Origin of the sequence: Streptomyces carpinensis (assembly GCF_002154505.1) — a bacterium.
GTDB lineage: Bacteria > Actinomycetota > Actinomycetes > Streptomycetales > Streptomycetaceae > Streptomyces > Streptomyces carpinensis.
Genome location: NZ_MUBM01000076.1, coordinates 24,386 through 42,803 on the forward strand (window position 1 = coordinate 24,386; position 18,418 = coordinate 42,803).

Sequence of the window (18,418 nt, forward strand, 5' to 3'; positions counted from 1 at the left end):
GGATGTCGAGGAGTACGGAGAGGCGATGAGCGAGCAGCACACCTACCGGGTGATCGTCCGGGGCACCTGGGACGGGCTGACCGAGGAGGCGCGGGCGCGGCTGCTCGCCGAGGCGGCCGACCACGGGATGACGAGCATGCGGTTCACGCAGGAGGGCTCGCTGTCGTACGAGCCGTCGCCGCTGAAGCACTTCTCGATGCGCTACGTCGTGGTCTGCGACGCGCAGGACGGTGAGGAGATGGCGGCCGCGATCGCGGAGGACCGCGCCGAGACCGCGCTGCGCGCTCTCGGCTACGGCTTTTGTGGCCTGAGGTCGACCGTCACGGATCTCGACACCATGAAGATCAACCGCAAGTCCGCATCTCGGCGGTGATGGCCCACCGTTCGTGGTCCCGCCAGGCGCCGTCGATGTAGAGCATGTCGGGCGAGTAGCCCTCCAGGCGGAAGCCGCAGGACCGGGCGAGGGCGATGGAGGCGGTGTTGCCCGGCTGGACGTTGATCTCCAGCCGGTGCAGGCCCATGGGCCCCAAGGCGTAGCCGACGACGAGGTTCAGGGCCTCCTTCATCAGCCCGCGCCCGGCGGCGTGTGCGAAGGCGCCGTAGCCGAGGGCGCCGGAGCGGAAGGCGCCCTGGACGATGTTGTTGATGTTGATGTATCCGGCGATGGCGCCGTCGTCCTTCTCGCAGACCAGGAAGCCGGCCCGGGCCGGGTCGTCGATCAGCCGTCCCGCGTAGGTGGCGTAGGTGTCGGCCGTGGACGGCGGGTAGAGCCACGGGTGGTGCAGTTCCCGGCTCTCCCGCACGCGGGTGGTGAACTCCGCGCCGTCGTCCTGCGTGAAGCTCCGGATACCGACGCGGGGGCCCTCGGCGAGGTAGCGGGATGCGGTGTGCGGCATCCCGCCACCCTACGCGGGCGCGTGCGCCGACGGCTCAGTCGGCCACCACCGGCAGCCGGAGCACTCCGGTGTCCGCCGGTGAGGCGGTCACGGTGACCGGCTTGACGCCCCGGTTCCCGAAGTAGGCGTCGTCGCTCGCCGCGATCACGAACCGCAGCCGGTGCCCTCGCTCGTACCGGTGCACGATGCCCGGGAGGGTCACCGTGAAGCTCCGGGTCACGTCGGGCACGCGCACCGGCGCGACCAGCCGGTGGACCAGCGTCCGGGTGCCGTCGGGGGCCACGTCGTACAGCTTGGCGAACAGCACGAGTCTGTCGGCGGCGTCTGACGAGCGCTGCGTGCGCTCCGCCTTCGGCGAGATCACCTTCAGCGTGGCCCGGGGTGCGCCGACGACGTCGACGGCGTGTGTCAGCGGCGCGCTGGTCCAGGCGAGGTAGGTGCCCTCGGTGTCGTACGGCGCGGGGTCGGGCAGCCCGACGACCCCGGCGAGCGAGCTCTCCGAATGGCTGGTGGGGACCAGCCAGTTGCTGTAGGTGCGGCTGCCGCGCGCGACCTTGCGGCGGTCGTCGACGAGACTTCCGTCGCCGGAGAGGTAGAGCGTCCGGCTGAGCGCGGGGACCTGGCCGGCGGTGGCGTAGGTGTGGCCGGGGTCGGTGATCCAGTCCCGGTAGTAGGCGAAGTCGGGCCCGGTGTCGGTGTTCCGGCGCCGGTGCAGGTAGCGGTCGAACCAGGCGAGGACGCGTCTGCCCACGTAGCTCGTCTCCAGGTTTCCCTTGGACAGGTCGAGTTCGCCGGCGGCGGGGTCGGTCAGGCCTCCGCTGTGGCCCCAGGACTGCCAGATCATCTTGGCCTCGGTGCCCTGGGCTTTGAGCGTGCGGTAGGTGGCGGTGGCCTCGTTGAGGTTGAACAGGCTGTCGGCCTGGCCCTGGATCAGCAGGGTGGGGGCCTTCACCCGGTCGAGGTAGGACACCGGGGAGACGCTGCGGGCGTAGGCGAGCAGTTGCCGCGTGCGGTCGGGCGGGTAGCCGCCCGAGTTGAGGGTGCGCACGGTGTCGCAGGCCCTGGTCACGAAGTGCAGGCAGGCGAGGGAGTTGATACGGGAGGGGTCGAGGGCGGGCTGCGTCAGCGGCTGGGTCTCTCCCATGAGGTAGAAGCCGTTGGTCCACTGCCATTTGAAGGCGCCGGGCACCGCGGCGGCGCCGACGGCGTTGTTCGGGTCGAGGGAGTAGGCGAGGTCGTTCCAGGTGATCATCGGGATCAGGGCGTCGACGCGGTGGTCGACGGCGGCCGTGGCCAGTTGGACGGCGCCGCCGTAGGAACCGCCGATCATGCCGACGCGCGGGTCGCCGGTGCCGTCGAGGGTGACGTAGTCGGCCCGGGTGCCGTCGTCGGCGCCGCGCTTTCCGGCGAGGAAGTCGATCAGTCCGGAGGCGGCCCGGCCGTCGATGTCCGGGTCGTCGAGGGAGATCAGGCAACCGGACTTGCCGAAGCCGAGGCCGGAGTAGACGAGGGAGACGTATCCCCGCTGGGCGAAGGCCTTGCCGATGGCGCCGGTCGAGCCGTCGTCCTTGCTGCCGCCGAATCCGTTGGTGGCGAGGACGGCGGGCGCGGGGTGGGCGCGGTCCACGCCGGCGGGCCGGTACAGGTCGGCGTCGACGGTGCACGTGCGCTCGCCCGCGCGGACCGTGAACTTCAGCGGTGTGACGTCGTACTGGCCGGCGGCGGACGAGGGGGTGGTGAGCGCGAGGGGTGCGGTGAGCGCGGCGCCGAGGGCCAGGACGACGGCGGCGCGGGATCTGGGCACACGACGGGACACGAGACCTCCACACTGAGGGCAACCCGACTTACCGACCGGTAAGTACCGGCCGGATTCATGCTGTGACACGTGTCAGACGGCGTCAATCACTCAAACAGAGGTTTCTTGACGGAGATTCAGCAGAGCTCGTGGCCGGATTCCGTGGCGAGGACGCGGTGGGCGCACCGGCGGTGCACCCGGCGCCGCGGGTCAGCGCAGGGCAGGCTCGTCCAGCGTCAACATGCCCGCTTCGGCGTCCAGTTCGGCCGCGACTCCGAAGGGAATCGTCAACGCCCCTTCGCAGTGACCGAAACCGAACTCCTCGGCGACGGGGACCGGGAGCCCGCCGAGCCGGTCGGCGAACAGGGCCCGCACCCGGTCGCCGCCCTCGCAGTCCACCCACGAACCGAGCAGCACCCCACGCACGTCGTCGAGCCATCCGGCGCGCAGCAGCTGGGTGAGATAACGGTCCAGGCGGTACGTCTCCTCGCCCACGTCCTCCAGGCACAGCAGGCCACCGGCCGCCGAGGGCCGCGCACACGGGGTCCCGAGGTCGGCGGCGAGCAGGGCCAGGCAACCGCCGAGGGTGACGCCCCGGGCCCGCCCGGGGACCAGGGCCGTACCGCCGGAGGCGATGGTGCGGACCGTCTCGGGCTCGAAGAGGGTCGCCTTCAGGTGGTCCTGCGCCCGGGCGCTCTTGACGAAGTCGGCACCGGCGGCCATCGGCCCGTGCAGGGTGACCAGACCCAGGCGGGTGGCGAAGGCCTCGTGCAGCGCGGTGATGTCGCTGAAGCCGACGAAGACCTTCGGTCCCGCCGACCGCATCGCCTCCCAGTCGAGCAGGTCGACCATCCGCTGAACCCCGTATCCGCCCCGGGCGCACAGCACCGCGTCGACCGCCGGATCGCACCACGCGCTCTGCAGATCGGCGGCGCGGTCGGCGTCGGCCCCGGCCAGGTAGTCGAACGTGCCGTGCCGGTCCAGCACGTGCGGGGCCACCACGGGGTCCAGGTCCCAGCCGCGCAGCACGTCGAGACCGGCCTGCAGCCGTTCCTCGGGCACCGGCCCGCTGGGTGCGACGACGGCCACGCGGGCGCCGGGGGCGAGCCGCGCGGGGCGCAGGAGTTCCTTCACGTGCCGAGCTCCAGGGTCGGGATGCCTGCCGGGTCGAGGTCGAACACCTGAGCGTACAGCGACAGCTCCGCCTCCAGGGCCCGCACCATCGTCTCGGCCCGCCGGAACCCGTGCCCCTCGCCCTCGAACGTGAGGTACGCGTGCGGCACTTGCCGCCCCTTGAGCCGGGCCAGGAACCGCTCGCACTGCACCGGCGGGCAGATCACGTCGTCCAGGCCCTGAAGCAGCAGGAAGGGCGCCGTGATCCGGTCGGCGCGCTCGGCGGGCGACCGCTCGGCGTACCGCTCCGGCACCTCGGCGAGCGGCCCGACCAGGCTCTCCAGGTACTGCGACTCGAAGTCATGGGTCTCCCCCGTGCCCCAGCCGGTCAGGTCGAGGATCGGGTAGATGATCGTGCCGCAGGCGTACACGTCGGTGGTGGCCAGGGAGGCGGCGCTGGTCCACCCGCCGGCGCTGCCGCCCCGGACCGCCAGCCGGGCGCGGTCGGCGGTGCCCTCCTCGGCCAGGGCGAGCGCGACGGCCGCACAGTCCTCGACGTCGACGACGCCCCACTGCTCGCGCAGGCGGTTGCGGTACTCCCGGCCGTGCCCGGTCGAGCCGCCGTAGTTGACCTCCGCAACGCCGATGCCCCGCGAGGTGAAGTAGGCGATCTCCAGGTCCAGCACGAGCGGGGCCCGGCTGGTGGGTCCGCCGTGCGCCCACACGACGTAGGGCGGCAGCTCCCCGTCGGACGCCCGGCAGCCGGGGTTGCGGGGCGCATAGACGTGGGCGTGGACGTCGCGGCCGCCGGGCCCGGTGAAGGTGCGGATCCGCGGCTCGGGGTGGTACGCGGGATCGACCGCGTCCTTGTGGGCGGCGCCGATCACCCGGGCGTGGCCCGTGCGGGTGTTCAGCTCCACGACCTCGTAGGAGCTGTGCGGGCCGGCGCCGACGGCCACCACCCGCTCGCCGTGCGCCGCGAGCGTGGCGTCGAACTCGCTCCAGGGGCCCGCCGCGTCGACGACCTCGCCGGTCTCCGGGTCGAGTATGCCGAGGACGGCGGCGCCCCGGCCGTGCACGACGGCGATCAGTCCGCTGTCCAGCGGTGCGAACCAGCGCTGACCGAGCTTCCACAGCGGCCCGCCGAACTCCTCCTGGCGGGGGCACAGCGGACGGGAGCCGCCTTGGAGATCGGCCCGGTAGAGGTTCCACCAGCCGCTGCGGTCGCTGACGTACAGCAGCGAACCGTCGGCGGCCCATTCGGCCTGGGGAATGGATTCCTCCGGGCCGCCGGCGCAAGTCCGGGGCTCGCCGAAAGTGCCGTCCCCGGTGACCTCCGCCATCATCAGTTCCGTACCGTCCCACGGCATCCGGGGGTGGTCCCAGGCCAGCCACACCGCCCGCCGTCCGTCGGGCGAGAGACGGGCGCCGGTCACGAACCGGTGCCGGTCGTCGGTGAGTTCGCGCACCGCGCCGCGGTCCTCGGCCGCCGAGCCGTCCAGCGGTACGGCGGCCAGGACACGCCGTACGTCGGTGGGCCCGTCGCCGGTGAACTCCTCCAGCACGCACCAGACCTCGCCGCGCTCTGCGAGCACCTGCGGGTCGGCCCAGCGCAGTCCGCCGCCCACCGGTGAGACCGGCGTGAGCGGGCGCGGCTCACCGCCGGGCCGCAGGAGATACAGCCGCTGGTCGGCGAAGTTCACGAACACCACGAGCGCCGCGCCGCCTTGGACCGCCCCCGCCCACGGGCGGCCGCCGTACTCGATGACCCGGCTGCGCACGTTCCACGGCGCCGGCAGGACCGACTCCTCCGTGCTCCCGGCGCTCCGCCGCACCAGCGTCCGCCGGCCGCCCTCGGCGGGCCGCGGCTCGGTCCACCACACCTCGTCGCCGACGAAGCCCACGAACTCCGGCTTGCCGTCGTGTGCGGCGGCGAGGGCCGCGTCGATCGGCGACGGCCAGGAACCGTACGGCAGGGTCTGCACTGCTGTCTCTCCCAACTCGCTCAGGACGTCCGCAGGAAGCGGTCGAGGACACGGACGCCGAAGTGCAGCGCCTCGACCGGGACCCGCTCGTCGACGCCGTGGAACATGTGGTGGTAGTCGAAGCCCTCGGGCAGCTTCAGCGGCGAGAAGCCGTAGCCGGTGATGCCGAGCCGCGAGAACTGCTTGGCGTCGGTGCCGCCCGCCATGCAGTACGGCACCACGTGTCCCTCGGGCGCGAACTCCTCGACCGCGGCCCGCATCGCCGCGAACGTCGGCGAGTCGACCGGCGCCTGGAGGGCCACCTCCCGGTGATGGAACTCCCAGTCCACGTCCGGGCCGGTCAGCTGGTCCAGGGTGGTGCGGAACTCCTCCTCGCCACCGGGCAGGTACCGCCCGTCGACATGCGCGACGGCCTCCCCGGGAATCACGTTGATCTTGTAACCGGCGTCGAACATGGTCGGGTTGGCGCTGTTGCGCAGCGTGGCGTCGACGAGCCCCGCTGCCGGGCCCAGCTTGTCCAGGAGCGCGTCCACGTTGCGCAGGTCGGTGTCCACGCCGTACAGGGCGGCGAGTTCGGTGAGGGCCGCGCGGACGGTCGGGGTGAGGCGCAGGGGCCACTCGTGGGCGCCGATCCGGGCGACGGCGGCGGCGAGCCGGGTCACCGCGTTCTCCTTGTTGACCCGGGAGCCGTGGCCCGCCCGGCCCCGCGCGGTCAGCTTCAGCCAGGCGGTGCCGCGCTCACCGGCCGCGATGGGGTAGATCTGCCGGCCGGCGCCGTCGTGGAAGGTGAACGCGCCGGACTCGCTGACACCCTCGGAGCAGCCCTCGAACAACTCCGCGTGCTCCTCGGCCAGGAACCCCGCGCCGTCCTCGGCGCTGGCCTCCTCGTCGGCGGTGAAGGCGACCACCACGTCCCGGCGCGGCCGGACGCCCTCGCGGACCCAGGAGCGGACCACGGCGAGGATCATCGCGTCCATGTTCTTCATGTCCACCGCGCCCCGGCCCCACACGACGCCGTCGCGGATCTCGCCGGAGAACGGGTGCACGCTCCAGTCCTCCGCGCGCGCCGGCACCACGTCCAGGTGGCCGTGGAGGAGCAGCGCGGGCGCCGCCGGGTCGCTGCCCTCGATGCGGGTGACGACGTTGGTCCGGCCCGGGGTGCGCTCCAACAGCAGGGGCTCCAGGCCGGCGCCGGACAGCTGTTCGGCGGCGTATTCGGCGGCCGGGCGCTCGCGGCAGTCGCCGCCGCCCCGGTTGGTGGTGTCGATGCGGATCAGGTCGGACGTGAACCGGACGACCTCGTCCAGCGCCAGCGCATCAGCCATACTGCTCCTCCACCGCGGACGAGGCGATCGTGGTGACCGCCTTGAAGGTCCGGATTCCCTCGTACATGGTGGCGCTGGTGTACGCCACCTTGCGCTCGCCGACCCGGGACACGCCGGGGACGACGGTGGCGGCCATGGCCAGGTGCTCGGCGTCGAACTCCAGGGCGATGGTGAAGGGCCCGCCGCTCACCGGCTTCTGACGGACAGCCAGGGAGGCGGCCTCCTTGGCCGCGGCGCGGATGTCGGCGGCGGTACGGCCCGGCGTGCGGCACACGGCGGCGTACCGCGACACATGGTCCTTCACCGCGACCTTCAGCGCCTCGGGCGCGTACCCGAGCGCGTCCTCGCAGGCCACGTCGTCGCCGGTGACCAGGACGACCGGCACACCGTACTCGGCGACCACGTGCGCGTTGAGCAGGCCCTCGCTGGCCCGTACGTCGTTCAGCCACACCCCGGTGATGGAGTTGGCGAGGTAGGTGTGGGCGAGAACGCCCTCCATGCCGGCGCCCGCGTGGTAGCCGACGAAGGCGATCCCGTCGACGTCGCCGTGCTGCACGCCCTCCACCATCGACAGCGACTTGTGCCGCCCGGTGAGCATCTGGGCCCGCTCGTCGAGCCGTTCGAGCAGCAGGTTGCGCATGCTCCAGTGGGCCTCGTTGATGAGGACCTCGTCTGCGCCGCCGTCGAAGAAGCCCAGCACGGCGGCGTTGACATCGGAGGTGAACATCGACCGGCACCGCTCCCACTGCGGTGTTCCCGGCAGCACGTCGGCGGGCCAGGTCACCCCGGTGGCGCCTTCCATGTCGGCGCTGATGAGGATCTTCATGGAGCGTCACGTTACGCGCCGAGCGGCGAACCGGCTACGAGGACGGCGATCGATCCTTCCCGGATCACTGGACGAGCCGGTCCGGCCCGGTCAGGCGGCCTTCTGCGACGCGGCCGCGGCGGGGCGCAGGTCGTCCAGGGTGAGCGGGTGGGCCGGGGGTTCGGGCAGGACGACGCGGCGGGTGGTGCCCAGGTCGGGGCCGACCTGGAGCAGCTCGCCCGCCTCCATCAGGCGCCAGCCGGGGTTGTCGTCCATGCGTTCGCTGGCGACGACCACGGCGGGGTGGTCGGCGAGATGGGCGGACTGGATCCGCATGCGCCCGTGGCTGCCGCTGTGGTCCAGCTGCCGCGTGCCGTGCGGACCGCCCGCCGGGCGCTCGAGGACGTACAGCTCGTGGGTGGCGGGGTAGCGCAGCGCCCACAGCCGGTCGGCGGTGACCAGGACGAGATTGAGGGCGTAGACCGGCAGGTTCCGTGCGATCCAGCCGGCCGCGTGCTCGATGCCGGCGGCGACGTCACCGCCGTGGCGCCGGGTCTCCCGGGTGATGAGGGCGAAGAACCGCTCGGAGTCGGTGTCGCCCCGGACCAGGGACCGGTCCTCGCCCAGATGGCCGTCGAGCCGGTCCAGGCCCTCGATGACCCCGTTGTGCGCGAACAGCCGTCCGTCCTGCTCGAAGGGGTGGGTGTTGCGGGCGTCCAGGCTGCCGGTGGAGGCGAAGCGCACATGGGCGAGGAAGGTGGCGGACTCCACCCGGCGGGCGTCCTCGGCGAAGGCGCGGTCCTCGTACGCGGCGATCGGGGCCTTGTCGACGTGCGGGGTGCCGTCCGCGGCGAAGTAGCCGAGACCGGTGCCGTCGGGGTCGCGGCGGCTCTGCCGGTCGAGGCTGTCGGGGGCGTCCAGCAGCCAGAACGTGGCGTGGGTGCGCCGCGGGGAGCTGCTGAGGCCGAACAGACGGCACATCGGGTACCTCCTCGGTCAGTGGCGCCCGGGGCGACGTACGTTCTTCGTCTCCGCGCCATGGGCGAAGGTTCCGGCGTCGTCGGCGCCGCGATGCGGCTCCGGCTGCTTCTCCAGCCGGGTCAGGACGCGGCGCAGATCCTCCAGGAGCAGATCGGCCAGGTCGTGGCTGAAGCCGTTGCGGACCACGATGCGCAGCACGGCGAGGTCGGTCCGGTCCTTCGGGAAGGTGTACGCGGGTACGAGCCAGCCGCCCTCCCGCAGCGCGGCGGAGACGTCGAAGACGCTGAAGTTGCCGACGTCCTCGCGCACCCGGAAGGCGAAGACGGGGATGTCGTCGCCGCGGGTGATCAGCTCGAACGGGCCGAGCCCGGCGATCTCGTCGGCCAGCCGGGTGGCGACGTCACGGCAGGTCTGCTGCACCTTCCGGTAGCCGTCGAAGCCCAGCCGCAGGAAGTTGTAGTACTGGGCGACGACCTGCGCGCCCGGCCGGGAGAAGTTCAGCGCGAAGGTCGGCATGTCGCCGCCGAGGTAGTTGACGTGGAAGACCAGGTCGTCGGGGAGGGCCTCCTGGTCGCGCCACAGGGCCCAGCCGACTCCGGGCATGACCAGCCCGTACTTGTGGCCGGAGGTGTTGATGGAGGCGACCCGCGGCAGCCGGAAGTCCCACACCAGCTCCGGGTCGAGGAAGGGGGCGATCATCCCGCCGGACGCGCCGTCGACGTGGATGGGGATGTCCAGGCCGGTACGGGACTGCAGGTCGTCCAGGGCCGCGGCGATGTCGGCGACCGGCTCGTAGCTGCCGTCGAAGGTGGAGCCGAGGACGGCGACGACCCCGATGGTGTTCTCGTCGCACAGCTCGACCGCCTTCTCGGGCGTGAGGTGGAACCGGTTGCCCTCCATCGGGACATAGCGCGGCTCGACCTCGAAGTAGTCGGCGAACTTGTCCCAGCAGATCTGGACGTTGATGCCCATGACGAGGTTGGGCCGCTCGGTGGACTTGCCCTCGGCACGGCGCCGGTGCTGCCAGCGCCGCTTGAGCGCCAGGCCGCCCAGCATCGCCGCCTCGCTCGATCCGGTCGTCGAGCAGCCGATCGCGTGCCGCGGGTCCTCGGCGTGCCACAGCCGGGCGAGCATGTGGACGCACCGCAGCTCGAGTTCCGCGGTCTGCGGATACTCGTCCTTGTCGATCATGTTCTTCTGGGCGCACTCGTCCATCAGCCGCAGAGCCTGCGGCTCGGCCCAGGTGGAGACGAACGTCGCCAGGTTCTGCCGCGCGTTGCCGTCGAGCATCAGCTCGTCGTGCACCACCTGGTAGGCGGTGTCCGGCTCCATCTCCCCCTCCGGCAACGCATACCGCGGCACCTGCAGCGGCTCCCGGCTGAAGAGCGGATTGACCGCCAGGTCCCGGCTCTCACCACGCCGGTCACGAGAATGCCTCACCGTCATACCCGCCCCGTCCTCCATCCGTCGTCGGTGTCACCGATGGATCTTCGCGTGTCTGCGAGTGCCCGTCACCAGGCGGTCCACGCCGCCGGTACCCGGCCGGCGGCGCGGGGCTCAGCGCTCCAGGAAGTCGAAGAGCTCTTCCCAGCGGTCGGTGATCGAGTCCGGGTCGAAGCGCCGTACGCTGCGCAGCGCCTGCTCGCCCATGGAGTCGCGCAGGTGCTCGTCGGACATCAACCGCACCAGATGCCGGGCGAGTTCGAAGGTGTTGCCGGGGCGGGCCAGCAGGCCGTCCTCGTCGTGGCTGACGATCTCCCGCACACCGGGTGCGCAGTCGAACGCCACGCAGGGCACGCCGCAGGCCATCGCCTCGAGGAGCACCAGCGGGAAGCCCTCGCCGCGGGAGGACTGCACGAAGACGGACGAGGCGCGCAGCGCACCGGGTACGTCGTCGGTCTGCCCGGCGAAGTCCACCGACCCCTCCAGCCCCAGGTCCGCGCACCGCTGCCGCAGCTCCGCCTCGGACTCTCCCCGGCCGTAGATGCGCAGGGTCCAGCCCGGCTGCTGCGGCGCGGCCTCGGCCCAGGCGTCCAGGAGCAGGTCGACGCCCTTCTCGTGGGAGAGCCGGCCGATGCTCGCCACCACCTTCTCGGTGCGCGGCGAGGGGGTGTCGGGCACGATCGGCAGCGGGTTCGGCATGAAGCCGAGGTTGTTCAGTCCCTCGCCGACCCAGCGGTCGGCGTCCTCCTGGGTGAGGGCCAGCAGCCGGTCGACGTCCTTGTAGTACTTCTTCACCCGTTCGAACCGGGAGCTCTTGCGGGCGGTCTCGAAGGACTCGTGGGTCATGCCGATCACCGTGTGTCCGGCGGTGTCCGCGAGCACCACCCACTCCATCGCCCACACCTGGGGGACGATGATCACGGCGCCGGGCCGGGCGGCGCGGAACAGCGTCGTGAGCCGGGTCGCCGCGCTGCGCATATGGGTCTCGTGGCGGCGGACGGCCGGGTCGGCGGCGCCCAGCAGGCGGCGCGCCCGGGGACGGCCGGGCGGCCGGCGGGCGTACAGCGTCTCCGTCCGGAACGGGGGCTCGCCGAGGTCCATCGGATGGTTGGCGGGGGCGATGCCGACGATGGTGACCCGGTGGCCGCGGTCGGCCAGCAGCCCGGCCATCTGGGTCTGCCAGCGGCCCACGCCGCCGAGTTCGTTGACCTCGTTGGCCACGAAGAAGATGTCGCGCTGGGTCATCGGGCCTCTCCCGCGGGGCCGAAGAAACGGTCCACGATCTGCGCCGCGGCGTCCCCGCGGTCGTACTCACCGTACTTGTCCACGAACTCCTTCAGCCGCGCCTCGTACGAGGTGCGCACGGTGCTCAGGTCGCCGAGCGCGGCGAAGAGTTCCCCGGCGGTGCGCGGGACGGGGCCCGGCGCCTCGGTGAGCAGGTCGAAGTAGGTGCCCCGGGTGTCCTGGGCGTACTCCTCCCAGTCGTGGACGTAGAACACGATGGGGCGCTGGAGCAGGGCGTAGTCGAACATCACGGAGGAGTAGTCCGTGATCAGGGCGTCGGCGAGCAGCATCAGCGGGGTGATGTCCGGCTCGCCGCTGACGTCGATCACGCGTCCGGCCACCGACGGGGGCAGGGTGAGGCGGTTGAGGTAGTGCGCCCGGACGAGCAGGGTGTACTCGTCGCCGAAGCGTGCCGCGAAGTCCTCCACGTCGAAGGGGAACTCGAAGTCCCGGACGCGGCCGTCGGGTCCGGCGCGGAACGTGGGCGCGTACAGCAGCACCCGCCGGTCGGGGGCGATACCGAGGCGTTCGGCGAGCTTCTGCACCTCGGGGTCGGGCGCGGCGCCCTGCCGGGCCCGCACGAGGGCGTCGTTGCGCGGATAGCCGGTGCGCAGCAGCTTGTCCTCGGGGATGCGGTAGGCACGGGCCAGGGTGCGCACATCGTGCTCGCTGCGGACCACGAAGTGGTCGAAGCGGTCCAGTGCCTGCTGGTAGGCGCGCTGTTCCGGCTCGGACAGCATTCTCAGGCCGGGCTCGTCGAAGCCCATCCGCTTGAGCGCGGAGCCGTGCCAGGTCTGGATGTACGTCGTCTCCGGGCGCTTGGCCAGGCGCAGCGGGTAGCCCTGGTTGTCGATCCAGTACTCGGCCTGGGCGAGCGCCCTGAGGTAGCCCCACGACCAGCGGCGCACCAGCTCCGCGTCCTTCGGGAAACCCTCGGGGCGCTCACCGGCGTACGACCAGATCGGGGTGATCGGCGCGCCGCGGCGCCGCAGCTCCTCGTAGATCGCGCGCGGGCTGTCGCTGTACTGCTTGCCGAGGTGGCTCTCGAAGACGACCGTGCCCTTGCGGACGGGCAGCCTGGTCAGCATGCGCTCGTAGACCTGGAGCTTGCGGGCGCCGGAGTTCAGCTCCCGGCGCAGGGCCCGCAGCCTGCGGTAGGTGCCCTTGGCGGCGCGGGCGGGACGGCCGTGCAGGTTGCGCTCCACGGCGGCGCGCCCGGAGCGGGCGAGCCGGCCCTGCTGGGTGAGCCGGAAGGCCAGGTGGCCCTTGGCCGACACCTGGGCCTCGAGCCGGTCCGCCATGAGGCGCGTGAGGCGCGGCCGGACGGGGACGTGCTCGGCGTGTTCCAGGTCGACGGCGCCGACGGTGAGCCGGCTGGTGGTCCGCTTGCCGTCCGCGGTGAGGTGCAGCCGGACGTCCCAGACGTCGTCGACGATGCCGAGCGGGCGCAGCCGCCGGGCCAGCGGCACCTCGGCCCGCCAGGCGATCGTGTCGCCCTGGTGGCGCGGGGCGGGCACCGGGAAGGTGAACGTCTGCAGGCTGCGGCGGCGGGCGCGGAACTCCAGCTCGGCGGTGAGCCTCGCGTCCCGGGCGATGGTGTGCAGCGGGTTGACGACCTCCCCGGCGAGCACCACGTCGCCGCCGTGCGCGGTGTACTCGGTGAGCCGGTTGCGCAGGTACATCTGGTTCAGCTGCTTGGCGTGGTAGCCGAGCGTGGTGACGTCCAGGACGGAGCGCATGTCGGCGTCGTCGAGGTAGCGGTCGGTCCAGTAGATCCGGCCGTCCCGCTCGGTCAGCGGTGCGGAGATCTTGTTCCGGTTGAGCAGCGTGTCGATGGCCGGCATCAGGTCGGTCCAGTCCTCGCGCAGCAGCAGCTGGGCGCAGATGGCGTGGACGCGGTCGAGCTCGGCGTAGGCGGCCTCGGGGAAGTCCTGGACGTAGCCGCGGGCCAGCTCGGCGAAGCGGTGCCGGTAGTCGTCGTCGAGGAACGGCAGTTCCCGCAGGTAGAGCACCAGGTCGTGCTTGAGGAACTTGATGTCCTTGCGCAGCTTCAGCTCGTCCTGGCCCTGGCGGTCCAGGATGGCGTCGATACGGCGGTGGATCTCGACCCGGTCGGCGAAGTTGCTGATCTCGTTGCGCCGGTTGCTGATCGACTTGACGGTCGTCTTCTGGACCACGTTCCAGAAGTAGACCGTGTTGGGAATGAGCGTGATCCGCCGCGCGGCCAGGTAGGCCTGGGCCGAGAAGAGCAGGTCCTCGTAGTGGATGCCGCGGGGGAAGACGAGGTCGTTGTCGAGGAGGAAGTCGCGCCGGTAGCACTTGTTCGTCGACAGGGTGTCGAAGACGAACAGGTCCGGCAGCTCGGCGACGGAGTCGAGGGTGCGGGTGGTGCGGTACAGCCAGGGGTACCACTGGACCCGCTTGTCGTGCCGGCTGTCCGTGTGAACTCGGACACACAGGGCGGAGACGAGGTCGGCGTCGGTGCGGTCGCCGGCCTCGACCATGTTGCGGCACGCGTTGCGTTCCAGCGTGTCGTCGCTGTCCAGGAACATCACGTACCGGCCGCGGGCCACCTTCACGCCCTGGTTGCGGGGCTCTCCGCAGCCGCCGCTGTTCTCGGGCAGCCGGATGGCGCGGACCCTGTCGGGGTGGGCCGCGGCGAGCGCCTGCGCGACCTCGTGGGAGCCGTCCGTCGAGCAGTCGTCGGCGATGATCACCTCGACATTGCACAGTGTTTGCTCAAGGACGGAACCAACGGCCGTCGGAAGTCTCTCTTCGTCGTTGTAGACGATGACGACAACACTGACGTCCGGCTCGGGCGCGACGGTCGACACGGCCACCTCTCGTCTCTGTTCCGTTCAGCTGCGGTGGGAGTGGACGTAACCCTACAGGCTGTAGGGGGCGCGCCGGTCCCCGCCCCCTCCAAACTACGTCAATGCGACAATACGCCGCTCCACTGACACGCAGACCGCCGGCGCCGGGCTCCCGTCACCGGGTGCGGCCCGCCACGAACCACGTCGACGGCAGCTCGATCCGGTGGTCGTCCGGCGCGAACTCGGCCGTGGCCAAGGGGAGTTCACCGCAGTCCAGCACGGTGAGGCCGGCCGTGCGCAGATGTTCGGGCACCGCGTCGTCGGACACCTCGCCGGGGGCGATGCCATGCCGCAGGACCGGGGCGAGCTTGGGCGGGGGCCCGGCGGGGGCCTGTGCCAGCCCGCCCAGGATCGGCCGGGCCGCCTCGGACAGCTCGACGAGGAAGACCCCGGCCGCGCTCGCCCACGAGGGCGGCGAGGGAGTCCACGAGCGACTGCCGGTCGTCCGGTTCGCACTGGTGCAGGACGCCGCGCATGTAGACGTTGGCGTCGCCCACGACCACGGCGGGGCACGCACCGTCTCCGGTACGCGCCCCGCCGGTGGCCGGATCAGTCCTCGTGGCCGAGCTGGAGATCCCGTTCCGTACGTCCCCCGCCCGCCACCTGCAGAACGGTGGCGACCGGCGGGTAGCCGGCCGCGATCACGGTGTACTCGCCGGAGGAGAGGTCCACGAAACGGAACGTTCCGTCGGGTCCGGTGGTGAGCGTGTCGACGACGTTGCCGGCCGCGTCGAGCAGGGTGACGCGGGCGTCCTCCACGGGCCGCCCGCCACCGGCCCGCACGGTGCCGCGCAGCACGGCGCCGCCCGCCAGCTCCACGTCCTGGCGGGTCTCCCGGGAGGCCTGCACGCTGATGGGGAGCGCGGCCGGTCGGAAGGCGGGCGCGCTGGCGGCCAGGGTGTACTCCCCGGCGACCAGCTCGGTGATGACGTAGCCGCCCTCGCGTCCGCTGCGGGTGCTGGCGACGACCTCGCCGTGCACGTTGGTCAGGGTGACGGTGGCGTCCCGGACGGGGCTGCCGTCCGCGGTGCACACGGTGCCCGCGAGGCGTCCGGCGCCGCCGAGGACGACGTCGAGTTCGACGGGCCGCTCGCCGACGGTCACGGAGACCGCCTGCGGCTGGTGCCCGCCCGCGGCGGCGATCAGGACGTACGACCCGGTGCCCGGCGTCGACAGCGCATAGCGGCCGTCCTCGCCGCTCGCACCCCGCCCGATCTGCTGTCCGCCGACGTCGATGAGGGTGAGCGCCGCGCGGGGCACGACGGTGCCGTCCGCGTGCTGCACGGTGCCGCAGACGGGGACTCCGGCCGGATACGGCGAACGCGCCTGCGGCACGCCGGGGGCCGGCGCAGCGGACTCCGTCTCGTAGGCGGGTGCGGCGGGGGTGTTGTGGGACACCAGAGGTTTCTCCTTGAGGAAGAAGGCGATGATCAGGCCGAGCACCAGGACCGGGACCAGGTAGAGGAAGATCCGCGGCATGGCGTCGGCGTACGCCTGGATGTAGGCGTCCCGCAGGGCCGGCGGCAGTGCGCGCACCACCTGCGGGGTGATCGACTCGGGGTCGGGCAGGCCGGCTCCCGCGCGCGCGGGGATGCGGTCGTGCAGTGCGTCGGCGAGCCGGTCGGCGAACAGGGTGCCGAAGACGGCGGCGCCGACGCTGCCGCCGATCTGCCGGAAGTAGTTGTTGGCGCTGGTCGCGGTGCCGAGGTCGGCGGGGCGCACGGAGTTCTGCACGGCGAGCACCAGGACCGGCATGACCAGGCCGATGCCGGCGCCGAGCACCGCCATCCAGACGCTGTACTCCAGCCGGGAGGTGTCGATCTCCAGACGGGACAGCAGCCACATGCCGACGGCGGACAGGGCGCAGCCGAGGACCGGGTAGACCCGGTAGCGGCCGGTGTGGCTGATGAGCTGCCCGGAGATGATCGACGCGCCCACCACGCCGCCCATCATGGGCAGCATCAGGAGTCCGGACTCGGTGGCCGAGGCACCGTCGACCATCTGCAGGAAGGTCGGCAGATAGCTGGCCGCGCCGAACAGCGCCACGCCGACGACCAGTCCGACCAGAGCGCTGATGTTGAAGACGCAGTCGCGGAACAGCCGCAGCGGGATGAGGGGTTCGGCGGCGTGGCGCTCGGCGACGAGGAAGAGGGCGGCCGCCGCGACGGCCCCCGCGCCGAGGCCGAGGATGACACGCGAGCCCCAGGCGTACTCGGTGCCGCCCCAGCTGGTCAGCAGCACCACGCAGGTGGAGGCGGTGGCGAGCAGCAGCGTGCCCGGCACGTCGAAGCGGGCCTTGACCCGGGTCCTGGGCAGTTTGAGCACGACGGTGACGACGGCCAGGGTGACCAGGCCGAAGGGGATGTTGATGTAGAAGCACCAGCGCCAGGAGAGGTGGTCGGTGAAGTACCCGCCGAGCAGCGGTCCGGCGACGGAGGCGAGGCCGAAGGCGGCGCCGATGAGTCCCATGAACCGGCCGCGCTGCCTGGGCGGCACGATGTCCGCGATGATGGCCTGCACGCCGATCATCAGCCCGCCCGCGCCGACGCCCTGGACGGCGCGGAAGGCGATCATCTGGTCCATGGTCTGGGCCCGGCCGGCCAGCGCCGAGCCGACGATGAAGACGCCGATGGCGAACTGGAACACGCCCTTGCGGCCGATGAGGTCGCCGAGTTTGCCGTAGACGGGCAGCCCGACGGTGGACGTGAGCAGGTAGGCGGTGATCGCCCAGGACATCTTGTCCAGGCCGTGCAGCTCGCCGACGATCTTCGGCAGCGCGGTGGCCACGATCATCTGGTCGAGCGCGGCGAGGAGCAGCGCGAGCATCAGCCCGAGGAACACCAGCCGCACCCGGCGCGGGCTGAGCTGCGGGACGGGATCCGGGGGCGCGGCCCGGTTCTCCGCGGCGGCCGTGGCGGCAGGGGTGTCCGGCGGCGCCCCGACCGGTTCGTCCTGCACCAGAGTGATCCCGCCCACGCGCCTCTCCCTCGTCGCTGCCGCCGCGCGTCGTCCACGCGTAACGCGACAACTACGCGCGAGCGCGAGGAGTTACGGCGTTGGGCAAGGCCGTGGGGAGATCACTCGAACCGGTGAGGGGGCAACCAGGGGCGTAAGGGGGTGAGTTGCGGCCCCCGATCTACTTCTCGACCTCGGTGGCGAGCTTGGCGAGCATGGCGTCGTAGATCCGGGCGAGGCCCTTGGGGGCGAACGTCTTCTCGAAGAAGCCGCCGATGCCGCCGGCGCCCTTCCAGGTGGTGGTGACGACGACCCGGGAGCGGCCCTCACCGGCCGGGGTGACCCGCCAGGTGGTGACCATGGAGGAGTTGCGGTCCTTCTCGACGAGCTCGCCGTCGGTGGGCTCGCTGACCTCCATGAGGCAGTCGCGGATGCGCTTGCTGGTGGCCTGGAGCTTCCAGTGGACGAGGGTGCCCTCGCCGTCCCCGCCCTCGCGCACCTCGTACTCGCTGAAGTGCTCGGGCAGCAGCCTCTCGCGGGTGCCGCTGTAGTCGGCGAGGGCATCGAACACCTTCTCCGCGTCCGCCTCGACGACCCGCTCCGTAGTGGCCTCGACCTGCGCCATGGTTCCTCCAGGACATCCGTACTCGGGGTTGGGGCAAGCCAACCACCCCGCTCCCCGGCCCCCCAAATCGGGGTGCGGCAAGTGATCGGATCCGGCCCATCCGGCGATCAGGAACGGCGGCCGAGCGGTCGCCCGCGTAATCACGGCACGTGGAGCACCTGCCGTCGATCACGGCCGGCGCCTGCCGTGGCGCCGGGCGCGCCCGAGCCGCCGGGCCGGGCGGACGAGTCGCGGCTGACGGCGGTGCTGCCGACGGCATCGGACGAGGGGGATGACGGCGTGCCTCGCGGCGGCGCGTCGGACGACATCCGGCGGCGGGGATGACGGCGCGGCTCGCG

13 protein-coding genes and 2 pseudogenes are annotated in these 18,418 nt (G+C 72.0%); 1 reads left to right on the forward strand and 14 read right to left on the reverse strand.

Annotated features, from left to right (window positions below; all coding sequences use genetic code 11):
- Positions 1-25 precede the first annotated feature (25 nt).
- Positions 26-373: a DUF6204 family protein gene (locus BZY54_RS11090; RefSeq protein WP_086724994.1), complete on the forward strand. Its 348-nt coding sequence runs from the start codon at positions 26-28 to the stop codon at positions 371-373.
- On the opposite strand, the gene BZY54_RS11095 is transcribed toward BZY54_RS11090, so the two are convergent.
- The 14 genes and pseudogenes from BZY54_RS11095 to BZY54_RS52170 form a co-directional block, all read right to left on the reverse strand.
- Complete coding sequence (locus BZY54_RS11095; protein WP_086724995.1) at positions 345-896, reverse strand: GNAT family N-acetyltransferase; 552 nt, start codon at positions 894-896, stop codon at positions 345-347. The genes BZY54_RS11090 and BZY54_RS11095 overlap by 29 nt on opposite strands.
- A 34-nt stretch (positions 897-930) precedes the next feature.
- On the reverse strand, positions 931-2,712 hold the full coding sequence (locus BZY54_RS11100; RefSeq protein WP_086724996.1) for a CocE/NonD family hydrolase: 1,782 nt from the start codon (positions 2,710-2,712) through the stop codon (positions 931-933).
- Positions 2,713-2,901: 189 nt separating this feature from the next.
- Complete coding sequence (locus BZY54_RS11105) at positions 2,902-3,825, reverse strand: S66 peptidase family protein (RefSeq protein ID WP_086724997.1); 924 nt, start codon at positions 3,823-3,825, stop codon at positions 2,902-2,904.
- The gene (locus BZY54_RS11110) at positions 3,822-5,804 is read right to left on the reverse strand and encodes a S9 family peptidase (protein WP_086724998.1); all 1,983 of its coding nucleotides are present in this window, start codon (positions 5,802-5,804) and stop codon (positions 3,822-3,824) included. The genes BZY54_RS11105 and BZY54_RS11110 overlap by 4 nt, the downstream gene beginning before the upstream one ends.
- A gap of 5 nt (positions 5,805-5,809) precedes the next feature.
- Positions 5,810-7,114, reverse strand: coding sequence for a M20/M25/M40 family metallo-hydrolase (locus BZY54_RS11115; RefSeq protein WP_086724999.1), 1,305 nt, complete (start codon positions 7,112-7,114; stop codon positions 5,810-5,812).
- Positions 7,107-7,940 (reverse strand): M55 family metallopeptidase, encoded by an 834-nt coding sequence (locus BZY54_RS11120; RefSeq protein WP_086725000.1) that lies wholly within the window; start codon positions 7,938-7,940, stop codon positions 7,107-7,109. Before BZY54_RS11120 ends, BZY54_RS11115 begins: the two co-directional genes overlap by 8 nt.
- A 90-nt stretch (positions 7,941-8,030) precedes the next feature.
- Entirely contained in the window at positions 8,031-8,900 is an 870-nt protein-coding gene (locus BZY54_RS11125) for a class II glutamine amidotransferase (protein ID WP_086725001.1), read from the reverse strand.
- 15 nt (positions 8,901-8,915) lie between these two features.
- Positions 8,916-10,346: a glutamate decarboxylase gene (gad, locus tag BZY54_RS11130; protein ID WP_086725002.1), complete on the reverse strand. Its 1,431-nt coding sequence runs from the start codon at positions 10,344-10,346 to the stop codon at positions 8,916-8,918.
- 111 nt (positions 10,347-10,457) lie between these two features.
- Complete coding sequence (locus BZY54_RS11135; RefSeq protein WP_086725003.1) at positions 10,458-11,588, reverse strand: glycosyltransferase; 1,131 nt, start codon at positions 11,586-11,588, stop codon at positions 10,458-10,460.
- On the reverse strand, positions 11,585-14,461 hold the full coding sequence (locus BZY54_RS11140; RefSeq protein WP_086725008.1) for a bifunctional glycosyltransferase/CDP-glycerol:glycerophosphate glycerophosphotransferase: 2,877 nt from the start codon (positions 14,459-14,461) through the stop codon (positions 11,585-11,587). Before BZY54_RS11140 ends, BZY54_RS11135 begins: the two co-directional genes overlap by 4 nt.
- A 154-nt stretch (positions 14,462-14,615) precedes the next feature.
- Positions 14,616-14,997, reverse strand: a pseudogene (locus BZY54_RS11145) (SAM-dependent methyltransferase); the annotation flags it as partial.
- A 52-nt stretch (positions 14,998-15,049) separates the two neighbouring features.
- On the reverse strand, positions 15,050-17,476 hold the full coding sequence (locus tag BZY54_RS11150; RefSeq protein ID WP_086725004.1) for an MFS transporter: 2,427 nt from the start codon (positions 17,474-17,476) through the stop codon (positions 15,050-15,052).
- 160 nt (positions 17,477-17,636) lie between these two features.
- Positions 17,637-18,080: an SRPBCC family protein gene (locus tag BZY54_RS11155; protein WP_086725005.1), complete on the reverse strand. Its 444-nt coding sequence runs from the start codon at positions 18,078-18,080 to the stop codon at positions 17,637-17,639.
- A gap of 140 nt (positions 18,081-18,220) precedes the next feature.
- Positions 18,221-18,418 (reverse strand): annotated as a pseudogene (locus BZY54_RS52170) (hypothetical protein); the annotation flags it as partial.

Excerpts from the sequence above, each read along its gene's own strand:
- BZY54_RS11090 (WP_086724994.1), top strand. The coding sequence starts at position 26 with ATGAGCGAGCAGCACACCTACCGGGTGATCGTCCGGGGCACCTGGGAC.
- BZY54_RS11095 (WP_086724995.1), bottom strand. The coding sequence starts at position 896 with ATGCCGCACACCGCATCCCGCTACCTCGCCGAGGGCCCCCGCGTCGGT.
- BZY54_RS11115 (WP_086724999.1), bottom strand. The coding sequence starts at position 7,114 with ATGGCTGATGCGCTGGCGCTGGACGAGGTCGTCCGGTTCACGTCCGAC.
- BZY54_RS11120 (WP_086725000.1), bottom strand. The coding sequence starts at position 7,940 with ATGAAGATCCTCATCAGCGCCGACATGGAAGGCGCCACCGGGGTGACC.
- BZY54_RS11125 (WP_086725001.1), bottom strand. The coding sequence starts at position 8,900 with ATGTGCCGTCTGTTCGGCCTCAGCAGCTCCCCGCGGCGCACCCACGCC.
- gad (WP_086725002.1), bottom strand. The coding sequence starts at position 10,346 with ATGACGGTGAGGCATTCTCGTGACCGGCGTGGTGAGAGCCGGGACCTG.
- BZY54_RS11135 (WP_086725003.1), bottom strand. The coding sequence starts at position 11,588 with ATGACCCAGCGCGACATCTTCTTCGTGGCCAACGAGGTCAACGAACTC.
- BZY54_RS11155 (WP_086725005.1), bottom strand. The coding sequence starts at position 18,080 with ATGGCGCAGGTCGAGGCCACTACGGAGCGGGTCGTCGAGGCGGACGCG.